The organism is Natronorubrum halalkaliphilum, assembly GCF_009834785.1.
In the GTDB taxonomy this organism is placed as follows: domain Archaea; phylum Halobacteriota; class Halobacteria; order Halobacteriales; family Natrialbaceae; genus Natronorubrum; species Natronorubrum halalkaliphilum.
Genome location: NZ_WUYX01000021.1, coordinates 44118 through 55751 on the forward strand (window position 1 = coordinate 44118; position 11634 = coordinate 55751).

Below are 11634 nucleotides of genomic sequence, written 5' to 3' on the forward strand. Positions count from 1 at the left end.
TGTCTGACGAGACGAGGTGTTCCAAGTTCTCGGGGACGACGGGTCCGCACTCGGAAGAACGGGTTCTCGAGAACGGTACCGACGAAGACCGATCCGGTCCCGCCGAAACGCGCTGGTAGCGGTGAGTCTGGAATCCGAGGCGTCCAGCGTCGGCGAAATCAGGAAGAGGGACCCAGAGGCGCTATCGACGCGGCGCTGTAAAAGTAACAGAGCGCTACAAAAACACCTGGGCAGTGGTGTCGGATTTGTAATATAACTATTCGGTATAGTTGATATGGAATACCATGGTAACAGTTACAGGGCGTTAGGAGCTGTATATCCCTAATTTTCATGTGTGTCTAATGGTAACGTCTGCCGACTCCTACCAGAGATATGAAACTATATGTGCCCCGAGATAGTAGGTGAGAATGAAACTGACCGGCCCCCATCCCGGAACCCAGTACCCACCCATGACACGATACTCAGCCCCTTCGTCCGACGGCATCGCCCCGAAACCGTACGTCTACAATCAGTCGGTCGGTGGCGGGCTCGTCTTGATCGCTATCCTGTTCGGCCTGCTGGTCGCCGTCAGTCATCCGGTGTACACCATGATGGCCGTCGGCGCAGTCGCCGTCGCCGTGTCGCTGTTTCGCGTGACCGCCGCGGTCGGCCGCCGACTCCACGGTCGGATGACGGAACTCGACGTTCCGGGCGTCGGAACCGTCCAGATTCGCGTCACCGGCCGCTAACTGTTACGGACTGCTGACGAAACTACTCTCACTCGCTCTTCTCTTCTTCGCTCCGTTCGATTCCGATTCGGCAACGAACGTTCGATGTTCGATGTTCGATACCCGAGCGAGTCTCTATCGGACAGTCCGACGCCGACGGCGACAGCGCCGCCGCTCTCGAGATCGTTGGTTGCCCAGAACTCGGTTGGAAATCGAGCCTACCGACGCGTCGACCGCTGGCCGCGCTACTGAATGTGCCCTTCCCGCCGGAGCTGGTCGGCTTCGCTCTTCTCGTAGCGCCACGTGATGTCGGCCTTTTCGTCCTGCCAGTCCCAGGGCTCGACGAGTACGACATCGTCCTCGCGGATCCAGATGCGTTTTTGCATCTTGCCGGGAATGCGTGCAGTGCGCTCCTGGCCGTCCGCACAGCGTACCTTGACCCGATTCGCCCCGAGCATGTTGGTGACGGTCGCGAAGACCTCGTCGTCCTCAGGCATCCGGAGGTTCTTCCGACCACCCTCACCGTCGTCACTCATGGCTCGTACTTCGCATTCGAACGGTTTAATCCTTTATCGATTTCAGTTGTGCGCCGCGACGCCGGCGGCGACTCCCGAAACCGGGAAACCACGCCGTTTATTTCCCTCGGCTGGCCACCCCTTCGTATGCTGAAGAATCTCGGACCGCAGGGAATTGCGGGCCTCGTGATCGTTCTCGCCGGAATCGCACTTATCGCGTACCAGAGTCTCCTGATCGCCGCTGGCATGGCCCTCGTCCTCGCCGGCCTCGGTCTGGTCGTCAAGGCGCTGATCTCCGGGATGCTCCAGAGCTTCGGGATGTTTTGATCGACGGGATCGCCCCGTTTCTTGCCCTTCGACGCGTTTTGTCGCTTCGTCGCCACCAGCATCATCCGGGAAACACCCTCCAGTAGATCGACGTCGAAGAGTCCGCAGGTACTACGGCCGGTGGCCTCTCCGGAGTCCCCGCCTCAGACGGTTTACTGTACGTCATTTCCAGCGCAACCGCCGCCCGGGTCGCGGTTGTGCCGGTAAATCGTTACAGCAATCCGTATCAGACCTCGTTGTCGCCCGCCCGGTGCTCGCTGATGACCTGATCGACCATCGACGCCTTGCGGTCGCGTTTTCGCTCCGCCGCACGGTCATGCCAGTCGTCGATTACCGCCTCGACGTCGTCCTCGCGGGCGACGGCCAGTTCGTCGACCTCCTGCATGGCGACGTCGTCGCCCGGTCCGACGGGGATCTCCTCTTCGAAAAGTATCTCGTCGGCGATTTCGGAAAGCCCCCCCTGTTTCAGAATGACCCGCGGCTCGAAGTCGGCGAGCAGTTCGGCCGTCGACCGACCCGCACCGCTCGCGTCCCGGAGGAAAACGACGTCGTCGGATGCGATCCCGTACTGCTCGTCGGCCTCGCGAATCGCCCCCTTCGTGAACTTCTCGATTACCTTGACCGGGACCAGCCCCTCCTTTTTCGCCGAAACGTCGCTGAAGTTCGAGTGATCGAGCTTCCAGAGCGCCTTCATCCGCTCGACCTTCTCCTCGAGCGCGTCGACGTCTTCCCTGGCCTCGTCGCGTTCGCGCTCGAGCCGATTCGCCTTCCGCTCGAGGCGGCTCACTTCCCGATCCTTCCGGACTTGTGTGCGTTCTTCGCGACGCGCAAGCGAGAGTTCGGACTCGAGTTCGTCGATGCGTTCGTCGCGGTCCTCGATGCGACCCTCGAGGGTCTCGACGTGTGACTGGAGGCGTTCGACCTGCCGCTCGAGGTCTTTGATGCGTTGTTCCTCCTCGCTCAGCTCTCGGGGCTCGTGTTCGGTGGACTCCTCCTCGCTCTCCTCGTCGTCGTCCAAATCCGCGAGAACGGCCTCGACGCTCTCTTCGCCGGCGACGACGCGAGCCGTCACCTCGCCGCGGTCGAGGCCCGCGGGGAGTTTTTCGGCGATGCGTTCGAACTGATCCTCGTGGGCGTCGAACGCGTAGAGCGCGGCGGCCATCGCGTCGCGCTGGTGGTCGTCGTCGTACGGCTGCTCGCGCGTTCGGTGTTGTTTCTCGTCGATCGGAAGATCGCTCGTGGGCGTCCAGCCCGCAGCGTCGAAGCTCCGGCGGAACTTCTCGACCGTCTCGGGTATCGGAGTGACGTCCGCCGCGACGATGATCGGCCGGCCGCGCTCGACGATCCACTCGATCACGTCGGCGGTGTCGCTGGTCCGGGAACTCCAGACGTCCAACACCTCACCCTCGAGCGAGACGATGGCGGCCGCGGTCGTCGTCCCGGGGTCGATACCGACGAGGACGTGATCGCGGCGTTTGGCGAGCGGGTGAAACTCGATGCCGTCCCGGCGCTCGCGCTCGATTTCGACGCGGACGTCGCCGGAGCGGTTCCGCGAAACCGGGATGTCGCTCGGGCGAGCCCGGACGGTGAACACGGCGTTTGCGAAGCCGCCGTAGGCCTCGCGGACGTCTTTTTCGTACTCGAGATTCGCCTCCTCGAGTTCGGATTCGACCTCGCGGGCCCGCGTTCTCACCGAGCCGTGGATCCGCCGGGTGTAGCGGTCCTCGCTCCAGCCGCCGCTGCCGGTCGACCGGCCCCTCGAGACCTTGACCTCGGTCGTGTCGGTAAAGGCCGAGACCTCGTGGCCGACGTTGTGGGCGGCCAGTCGGGCCGCGGCTTCGGCTTCCTGCATCGGGTCCTTGCCGTAGGGGATCCCGTGTCGTTTCGCGACGCGAGAGAGGGGTTCGGGCTGTTCGTCGCCCGTCACCTGGACGAGCTTCGTCCCGGAGGGAAGCGAGCCGAGGAAGTGGATCAGCTGGTCCTTGTCGGCCGCCAGCTCGTACATGTTGTCCGTCGCGATGATCGCCGGCTCCTCGTCGTCGATCAGTCGCCGGAGTTTTCGATGGGTGACGACGTCTCGGTCGACCTCCTCACCGTCGTAGACGGCGAGTGCGTACGAGGGTGCGTCGCCTCGCACGTCACCGCTCTGAATGTCGACTCCGAAGACGACTGCATCGAGGGCACTCGTTCGGGTACTCACGGGAGGGCATAGGGGCGAGTCGAGTATAAATCCGGCGCGGGTTTCGGACGCTCGACCCAACCACTAAGGATCGACCTGTTGTGTCGATAACATGGTTGATCGAGACCAGCCTGAGGAGGGAACTTGTGTCGATAACATGGTTGATCGAGACCAGCCTGAGGAGGGAACCGATGACCCGCACAGCCGAGGGACGGACGCAGAACGGAGTCGTGAAAGCGATCCGGCGCGAGCGGCCGAGAGCGATCCGACACGGGCTTCCGAGAGCGACACACCGCTGACGCCCGACAGCGGTTCGGGACGAACACACGAAAACGCCCCCACACGAACTCGAGGGACCGAGACGACCGGTGATTCGGTTGTCGACCTCGCCCGGCAGCCGGTCGTCAAGGCGTGGACGACGTACCTAACGCTGCTGTTCGCGCTGGTCGCCGTCGGATTCGGCCTCTTCGGCATCCTCAGCGACGCCGTCGACGAGGGAATCGTCGATACGACTGGCGGAGGTACGGGATTCGACGCTGCGTTCGAAGCGGCGTTTTCGATCCCGCTCACGGCCAGCCCGTATCTAGCGATTCTGATCGCCGTCTTCGTCGGTGCCGCCCTCGGCTGGCGACTCGAGCGTGACCGGTCGACGGCGTACGTGGTCGCCGGGATCGGAACGGGCGTCGCGGCGTTTGTTTTCTGGGTGCTCGCTGCACTGTTCGGTACGATTCCGCTCGACACCGTCGCTATCGATATCGGCGGACTGCTCGTCAATGCGATCTTCGCGGGCGTCGTGGCGGGAATCGTCGCCATCGGCGGCGTCTGGGCGACGCGAACGCGGGGACCGGTCGTGCACACCGACTCGCGGCGGGACGTGCCTCGAGAGCGCTGAGAAGAGCGCTACTCCGGTATCGTCGGTGTCGGTATCGGGCACCCGCTATCGCTATCGCTACCGCGACCCGCCCCTCACCGTGACCGCCGCCGGGCGAGCGGCCGGTATCTCACCAGCCGGATCGACTCGATGATCGTCGACGCGGACCACAAAGGATTTGCCAACGTGTTGTCGTTCTTCGATGAACGAGACACCGTTCGCCGAGACTATGCGAAAAACGAATACCGGAACTAACGCGGAGTCGAGTACGTCCAGACGGCAGTTACTCGAGCGCGTCGGGGCGACCGCCGCCACTGGCGCGGTCGTCGGACTGGCGGGCTGTCTCTCGTCGCTCGATACGGGAGACTGCAACGGCCACTCGATCGAACCGGAAGCGGCTCTCGAAGGGGCCGATCTGGCGGACTGTGACCTGTCCGGCGCGGATCTCTCGATGGCGACGCTCACGGACGCGACGCTTCGCGGGGCGACGCTTCGCGAGGCGGATCTCTTTCTGGCGGATCTCGAGGGCGCAGATCTTCGCGAGGCGGACCTCACGGACGCCGCTTTTCTGGCCAGTTCGATCGCGGATGCTGACGTGAGGGGGGCGACCCTCACGGGTGCCGATCTCTCCGGGGCGGCGCTTCGTGGCAAGGCGTTCCCGGACGTCACCCTCGCCGACGCGACGCTCGTCGAGACGGACCTCGAGGAGGCGGATCTTTCGGACGCGGAGCTCTCGAACGCCGACCTCACGAGCGTCAATCTCGTAGCTGCCGATCTCTCGGGCGCGGACCTCTCGAACGCGGATCTCACGGACGCGATCCTCGAAGCGACGGATCTCTCGGGCGCGGACCTCACGGGCGCGGATCTCACGGACGCCTACCCCATCGATGCCGATTTCACGGACGCGGATCTCTCCGGAGCGACGTGGATCGACGGCTCCGCGTGTGAAACGGCGGACTGCGGCGATGGCCCCTCGCGAGTTGGAACGGCGTCGCTGTCGGGGTTCGGAAACCGATAGGACCGACCGAAACTGTTCGGACGCCGATCTCGCTCGAGCGTCGAGCGCGTGGCTGCAGACGAAGGTTAGGGCTGGAACCGGCGTAGAAACTGACGGCCCAATCCATTTGTCGATGCCACGCATGCTGAGCGTATGCCGTCGATATACAGATGTCAGTCCTGTCGCGCTCACTTCAGGGCATCCCGCAAACAGTGTGGCGTCTGTGGCACGACCGGTCTCGAGACGGACCGAGACACGTGCCCGAGTTGTGGGACGAGTTTCACCGAGTCGAAACACCAGCGGTGTTCGCGGTGTGGATCGGACGACGTCGAACTGGTCCAGGTGGAGTAGCCGGGTCTGGAATTACGTATCGTCGTCCGCGCCGGGAGCCGTTGCCGGCGTGTCCTCGGCCCCGCCGGTCGTGACGAATCTGACCTGAACGTCGGTATCACCGGTGGTCTCCTGATTGATCCGTTCGTCGATCGCAGCGACGATTTCGGGGTCGTACGACCCCGGCGGACCGCCGATTTCGACGATCACGAGATCGATCTGTCCCGTCGCATCGAACGACGCATCGAACGGAAGGCCCTCCTCGCGGACTTCGACCTCGGTGCCGAGCAGGATGAGATCCTCGTGATCGTTCAGCACGTCTTCGGCCTGCTCGTCCGTCGTCTGTTCGAACGCCGACATCTGATAGGAGGAGTAGGTAACCCCGGTCAGAAACAGCGAGAGGAGGAAGATAACGCCGACGAGGACCGCGACCTGTTTGAAAAACTGCCGCTGTGCCGTCGAGATTTCGAACCAGCTACCGGGGCGATAGCCGAGATAGCGGAGCGTCAGGAGTCCCGCGAGATTGACGCCGAGGAGGTTCACCAGGACGAGTACCGTCGATCCCAGTGCGGCGACGGGGAGTCCGTAGGCGAGGGCGACGCCGGCGGCCGCCATCGGCGGAACCAGCGCCGCCGCAATCATCACGCCGACGATCGCGATCGAAAAGCCGGTCGCGAGACTGAGGATGCCCGCAGCGCCGGCCCCGAGCGCGACGGGCAACAGGAGCAGTTCCGGGGCGATCCGTTCCGCGACCTCGTCGAGTTCGGTGATCTCTGCCCCGGGCGGAACGAGAAACAGCGCCTGAAAGATCCACGCGAAGACGGCCGCGGCGATAATCCCGCCGAACACGCCGGTGAACTGATACTTCATGCCGGTGAGAAACACCTCCCGATCGTTGGTGACCGTCCCGATCGAGGCACTCAGCGCGGGACCGATCAACGGCGCGATCACCATCGAACCGACCACGACGGCCGGCGAATCGAGCAGGAGTCCGACGGTCGCTACCACGGCGCTGATCAGCGTCATCACGAAGAACACGCTGAACGTCGGCGTCAACTCGTCCGCTCTGGTGAGCAGTTCCTGTCTCGAGATCTGTTCCTCTTCGACGGATTCGGTGGCGTGTTCGTTCTGCAACTGCTCGAACTTCCGGGAGATAACCGTCTCGGCGTCGACGACGACGGTGTAGGATTCCTCGTCGACGCCGGCGTCCTGAAGCGAATCGAGAACCGGTTCGACGGCGTTCGTCGGCACCGGAAACGACACCACAGCGTCGTACTCTCGACTGCTACTTTCGTCGGTAACGACGTAATCGATCCCCTCGTCGTCTAACAGGTCGAGTATCGTCTCCCGTTTCCCGATCGGGATCGTGACCTGAATGTGACGCATTTTCTATCACTCATCGTCCGAGAGCAAAATAGCTGGGTCGGAAACTGCATGCCGTCGTCGATCCCGTCAAACCGGGCCGTCAGTCGAGGGTGCGTCTCGAGCGCGATCGACCCGCGAAGCCGGTTCTGTCAGCGTGGTCAAATACTATCCGTCGGGGTACGGAAGCTCGAGCGTCTGACCGTCCTCGGGAACGAAGACCTCCCCGCCGAACACGTCGCGAGCCTGTTCGAGGTGATCCTCGGTGTGGCCGGCGTACCGCGATGAGAGATGCATCAGGGCGAGCCGGCCGGCTCCGGTCCGCCTCGCGATTTCGGCCGCCTGTCGGGCCGTCGAATGGGCCGTCTCGCTCGCACGCTCGGCGCGGTCGTCGGCGAACGTCGCGTCGTGGATCAACAGCTCTGGGTCGTCCGCGATCTCGATCGTCGCCGTCGCGGGTCGCGTATCCCCCGTATAGACGATCGACCGGCCGGGCCGGGGCTCGCCGACGACTTGTTTCGGGTCGACGACGGTGCCGTCCTCAAGTTCGACCGACTCTCCCGCATGCAGTTTCGAGAACTTCGGACCGACGGGGACGCCGAGTTCCTCCGCGCGTTCGCGGTCGAACCGTCCCTTGCGGTCGTCTTCGACGAGTGCGTACCCGACCGACCGGGCGTCGTGGTCGGTGCCGAACGCGCGGACTTCGTACTCGTCGGCGCGGTAGGCGACGTCGCCGTCGCCGACCTCGTTGATCCGGACCGGAAACGAGGGGCGGTTGCCCAGGGCGTTTACCAGCGACTTGAGCTGGCGGCGCGTCCCCTGGGGCGTGTGAATCGCCAGGGGGTCCTTGCGGTCGTTGAAATCCATCGTCTGGAGGAGGCCCGGAATCCCGAGGACGTGGTCGCCGTGGAGATGCGTGACGAACAGGTGTGAGACGGAAAACCCCGTCCCGAAACGCATCATCTGGCGCTGGGTCCCTTCGCCGGCGTCGAACAACAGCTTCTCGCCCTCTCGAGCGACGAAGATGCTACTCGGGTTCCGCTCGGTCGTCGGGACCGCCCCAGCCGTCCCTAGAAACGTCACACGCAATGACATCGCTCGAACCTCCGGCTGCCGTGACTAAACCCCCTTCGATGGACATCAGGTCGGTGGCCGGCGGTCCGCGCTCGAGAGTAAGCAGGAACTACTCGACCGAGCTGTGTCGAACCGATCCGGTTTCTGCGAACGAACTCGGCGTTTTACGTCTCTCGAGTCCGTACGGGGGAACGATACCACCCCCAATGAGTTCGAGAGAGACGTTAGGCACGATCAAGCGCATCGGTGCGATCCTGATCGCGATCGTGGTCGTGCTCGCTGCGGGGATCGTCGTCGGCCAAGCGCCCGCCATCTTCGGCGTCGAAACCGATTCCGAGGCGTCGATCGTGTTCGAGGACCAGCAAAGCGACGGAGAAACGGTCATCATCGACGGGGAGAACGTCACCGTCGACGAAACGGCCGTCGTCATCGACGAGGTCTCCCTCTCGGACGGCGGCTTCGTCGTTGTGACCGGCGGCGGTGACGATCCGCTCGCCGTCTCCGACTACCTCGGCTCCGGGACCCACGAGAACGTGACCGTCGAACGCGAGGAAGACGCCGACGGAGAACTCGTCGGCCAGCTCACCGCGACGGTTCACCAGGATACCACCGGCGACGAAACCTACGCGTACGGGGAAACCGACGGTGCGGAAGACCGTCCCTACCTCGAGAACGGGTTCCCGGTTTCGGACACCGCGACGGTGACGAGCGAAGACGACGGTGTGCTGGGAGACTCGTTCGCTGTCGACAGCTTCAGCACACCCTCCTCGGCCACCACGAACGAGACCATCGAGATCGTCGCCGAGATTTCCAACCCGACCGACCTCGGAACCCAGCAAAACGTCGATCTCCGTCTCGACGGTGCCCTACTCGAGCAACGGGCAGTGACGCTCGAATCCGAGGAATCCCGCGAAGTAACGTTCGAGATCGACACCGTCGGGACGCCGCCCGGCGAACGAACGATCGGCGTCTACACCGACGCCGACGGTGCGGTCGAATCGATCGACCTCGAGTTCCACACTGAGCCCGCCGTCGAGGTCGTCGCTGCGACCGACGAGAACGTCACCCTCGACGTCGCGATCCCGGTCGACGGCTTCGTCGCGATCGAGGACGAGAACGGGACGATTGTCGGGGCGAGCGATGCACTCGAGCCGGGCGAACACGCGAACGTTACCGCCGAGTTCGACGAGAACGCGACCGTCGAGGACGACGACGAACTCACCGCCATCCTCTACGAGGGCGATCCGGACGAACCCGACGAGGCCTCGCCGTTCGAGCCGCAGGACGACGACGAGATCGAACTCGACGCGGACAGCGAATCCGTCGAGACGACGTTTACGATCGCGGACGTGAGGGAGGAAGCTGATGACGATGCGGATGACGATGGCGATACCGATGACGGCGACGACGCCGATGACGAGGAGACGTAACTATTTACCGCCGATCACCAGAGACGGGGTCGGTGATCGGCGGTAATTGACTACAGTAAACCGTATAATACGGTCGAACAGAAACAACGTGAAGATCGGTCGCGCTACTGCGGCTGTCTCCGACGTCGACGGCCGCGAATTCGCGACCGACTACGTATTGACTGCTATCCGACGGTATAACCGACCGATTCTTACCCGACCCGCTCCTATCGACTGGCGATGGACGCGCCGCTGTGGACCGATACCCACGCCCCCGAGCTGGCCGAGTTGCCACAGGACGACGCTCGCGAGTACTTACAGCGGGCCGTCGACGAGCCGATCAACCTCCTCCTGCAGGGCCCGCCCGGAAGCGGGAAGACGGCCGCCGCTCGTGCGCTGGCTCGCGAAGCTCATGCGGACCCGGACAACGACCTGATCGAGATCAACGTCGCCGACTTCTTCGGCCGCACGAAAACCGAGATCAAGAACGACCCTCGCTTCGAGCAGTTCCTCGTCGGCCGCTCGTCGATGTCCAAACGGGACATGATCAACCGCGTGCTCAAGGAGTCCGCGAGCTACGCCTCCGTTTCCGGCGAGTACAAGACGATCCTGCTCGACAACGCCGAAGACGTCCGCGAGGACTTCCAGCAGGCCTTGCGTCGAATCATGGAGCAACACCACCGAACGACGCAGTTCGTAATCGCCACCCGCCAGCCGACCAAGCTCATCCCGCCGATCCGCTCGCGGTGTTTTCCCGTCTCGGTGCGGGCGCCCTCGAGTCCCGAAATCGTCACCGTCCTCGAGCGAATCATGGAGAACGAGGGCGTCGCGTACGACGACGACGGCCTCGAGTTCGTCGCTGGGTACGCAAACGGCAACCTCCGACAGGCCGTGCTGGCCGCCCAGACGACCGTCGAGGACGAGGGCGAGTTGACGATGCAGGCGGCCTACGAGACCATCGGCGAGGTCGGTCTCGAGGACGAGATCGAGGCGATGTTAGACGACGCCGAGGCGGGCGAGTTTACGGACGCCCGGAAGGCCCTGGACGACCTGCTCGTCGACGAGGGTCTCGACGGTGGAGAGGTCATCGAGTCGATTCTCAGCGTGGCACGGAAACGGTATCAGGGCGAGCGACTCGCGGAGATCCACCGGCTGGCCGCGGATATCGAGTTCGAGATGCACGAAGGCTCGAGCGATCGGATTCACGTCTCGCATCTGCTGGCCGAACTCGGCCGAGACGCCTGATACTGTTGGACAGAACGACGTGAATCCGATTGTTTTGCTGAGGTCGTCACCGTGGGCACCGAGAAACCGGCCTGAGCGCCGGACTCGAGGCTACTTTTTTCGCGGTTGGGCCACCACTAGCCGATATGCCAACCGTTCTCGAGACGCACATCAAGAATCGATTCCGCGTCCAGCCGAATCACGCGAACAACAACGACACGCTCCACGGGGGCAACCTCATGAAGTGGCTCGACGAGGTCGGGGCGATGTCGGCGATGCGTTTTGCCGGCGAAACCTGCGTCACCGCCCGCGTGAACGAACTCGACTTCGAGCGGCCGATCGGTATCGGCGACACGGCGCTGGTCGAGGCGTTCGTCTACGACGCGGGCCGGACGAGCGTCCACGTCGGGCTTCGCGCCTGGCGCGAGGAACCCAGAAGCGGCCAGGCGGAGCGGACGACCGAATCGTCGTTCACCTTCGTCGCCATCGACGAGGACGGATCGCCGGTTCCCGTACCGACGCTGTCCGTCGACACCGACCGGGGCCGTGAACTTCGCGAACGGATGCTCGAGAGGGAAGTCGGCGAGTAGTCACGCCGACTCGCGAGGGGTATCAGATCGATCAGAAACCGCAAGAACA

11 protein-coding genes are annotated in these 11634 nt (G+C 63.7%); 7 read left to right on the forward strand and 4 right to left on the reverse strand.

Features of this window, described 5'->3' with window-relative positions; translation table 11 throughout:
- Positions 1-449 precede the first annotated feature (449 nt).
- Entirely contained in the window at positions 450-728 is a 279-nt protein-coding gene (locus tag GS429_RS05460) for a hypothetical protein (RefSeq protein WP_160063475.1), read from the forward strand.
- A gap of 224 nt (positions 729-952) precedes the next feature.
- Here GS429_RS05460 and eif1A read toward each other — a convergent pair whose 3' ends face one another.
- Entirely contained in the window at positions 953-1243 is a 291-nt protein-coding gene (eif1A, locus tag GS429_RS05465; protein WP_006065309.1) for a translation initiation factor eIF-1A, read from the reverse strand.
- A 126-nt stretch (positions 1244-1369) separates the two neighbouring features.
- Here eif1A and GS429_RS05470 point away from each other — a divergent pair, with 126 nt between their 5' ends.
- Positions 1370-1549 (forward strand): DUF7470 family protein, encoded by a 180-nt coding sequence (locus GS429_RS05470; protein WP_160063477.1) that lies wholly within the window; start codon positions 1370-1372, stop codon positions 1547-1549.
- 226 nt (positions 1550-1775) lie between these two features.
- Here GS429_RS05470 and GS429_RS05475 read toward each other — a convergent pair whose 3' ends face one another.
- Positions 1776-3749, reverse strand: coding sequence for a DUF460 domain-containing protein (locus GS429_RS05475; RefSeq protein WP_328821257.1), 1974 nt, complete (start codon positions 3747-3749; stop codon positions 1776-1778).
- Positions 3750-3840: 91 nt separating this feature from the next.
- Between GS429_RS05475 and GS429_RS05480 the strand changes: the two genes are divergently transcribed.
- Both GS429_RS05480 and GS429_RS05485 read left to right on the forward strand, forming a co-directional pair.
- Positions 3841-4620: an ABC transporter permease gene (locus tag GS429_RS05480; protein ID WP_160063481.1), complete on the forward strand. Its 780-nt coding sequence runs from the start codon at positions 3841-3843 to the stop codon at positions 4618-4620.
- A 208-nt stretch (positions 4621-4828) separates the two neighbouring features.
- The gene (locus tag GS429_RS05485; protein WP_160063483.1) at positions 4829-5617 is read left to right on the forward strand and encodes a pentapeptide repeat-containing protein; all 789 of its coding nucleotides are present in this window, start codon (positions 4829-4831) and stop codon (positions 5615-5617) included.
- Positions 5618-5959: 342 nt separating this feature from the next.
- Here GS429_RS05485 and GS429_RS05490 read toward each other — a convergent pair whose 3' ends face one another.
- Together GS429_RS05490 and rnz are read right to left on the reverse strand one after the other, a co-directional pair.
- Positions 5960-7312 carry a TIGR00341 family protein gene (locus GS429_RS05490; RefSeq protein ID WP_160063485.1) on the reverse strand — a complete coding sequence of 451 codons (1353 nt, stop codon included), beginning with the start codon at positions 7310-7312 and terminating at the stop codon, positions 5960-5962.
- 144 nt (positions 7313-7456) lie between these two features.
- The gene (rnz, locus tag GS429_RS05495; protein ID WP_160063487.1) at positions 7457-8383 is read right to left on the reverse strand and encodes a ribonuclease Z; all 927 of its coding nucleotides are present in this window, start codon (positions 8381-8383) and stop codon (positions 7457-7459) included.
- Positions 8384-8568: 185 nt separating this feature from the next.
- On the opposite strand from rnz, the gene GS429_RS05500 reads away from it, so the two are divergent.
- From GS429_RS05500 to GS429_RS05510, 3 genes are all read left to right on the forward strand, one after another.
- The gene (locus tag GS429_RS05500) at positions 8569-9792 is read left to right on the forward strand and encodes a DUF7282 domain-containing protein (RefSeq protein WP_160063489.1); all 1224 of its coding nucleotides are present in this window, start codon (positions 8569-8571) and stop codon (positions 9790-9792) included.
- A gap of 219 nt (positions 9793-10011) precedes the next feature.
- A complete protein-coding gene (locus GS429_RS05505) occupies positions 10012-11016 on the forward strand; it encodes an AAA family ATPase (RefSeq protein ID WP_160063491.1) in 1005 nt (334 codons plus the stop codon).
- Between the two features lie 125 nt (positions 11017-11141).
- Positions 11142-11585 carry an acyl-CoA thioesterase gene (locus GS429_RS05510; RefSeq protein WP_160063493.1) on the forward strand — a complete coding sequence of 148 codons (444 nt, stop codon included), beginning with the start codon at positions 11142-11144 and terminating at the stop codon, positions 11583-11585.
- Positions 11586-11634 lie beyond the last annotated feature (49 nt).

Bases quoted from the DNA above. Each gene is read 5' to 3' on its own strand.
- GS429_RS05460 (WP_160063475.1), top strand. From the start codon at position 450: ATGACACGATACTCAGCCCCTTCGTCCGACGGCATCGCCCCGAAACCG.
- eif1A (WP_006065309.1), bottom strand. From the start codon at position 1,243: ATGAGTGACGACGGTGAGGGTGGTCGGAAGAACCTCCGGATGCCTGAG.
- GS429_RS05470 (WP_160063477.1), top strand. From the start codon at position 1,370: ATGCTGAAGAATCTCGGACCGCAGGGAATTGCGGGCCTCGTGATCGTT.
- GS429_RS05480 (WP_160063481.1), top strand. From the start codon at position 3,841: ATGGTTGATCGAGACCAGCCTGAGGAGGGAACTTGTGTCGATAACATG.
- GS429_RS05485 (WP_160063483.1), top strand. From the start codon at position 4,829: ATGCGAAAAACGAATACCGGAACTAACGCGGAGTCGAGTACGTCCAGA.
- GS429_RS05490 (WP_160063485.1), bottom strand. From the start codon at position 7,312: ATGCGTCACATTCAGGTCACGATCCCGATCGGGAAACGGGAGACGATA.
- rnz (WP_160063487.1), bottom strand. From the start codon at position 8,383: ATGTCATTGCGTGTGACGTTTCTAGGGACGGCTGGGGCGGTCCCGACG.
- GS429_RS05500 (WP_160063489.1), top strand. From the start codon at position 8,569: ATGAGTTCGAGAGAGACGTTAGGCACGATCAAGCGCATCGGTGCGATC.
- GS429_RS05505 (WP_160063491.1), top strand. From the start codon at position 10,012: ATGGACGCGCCGCTGTGGACCGATACCCACGCCCCCGAGCTGGCCGAG.
- GS429_RS05510 (WP_160063493.1), top strand. From the start codon at position 11,142: ATGCCAACCGTTCTCGAGACGCACATCAAGAATCGATTCCGCGTCCAG.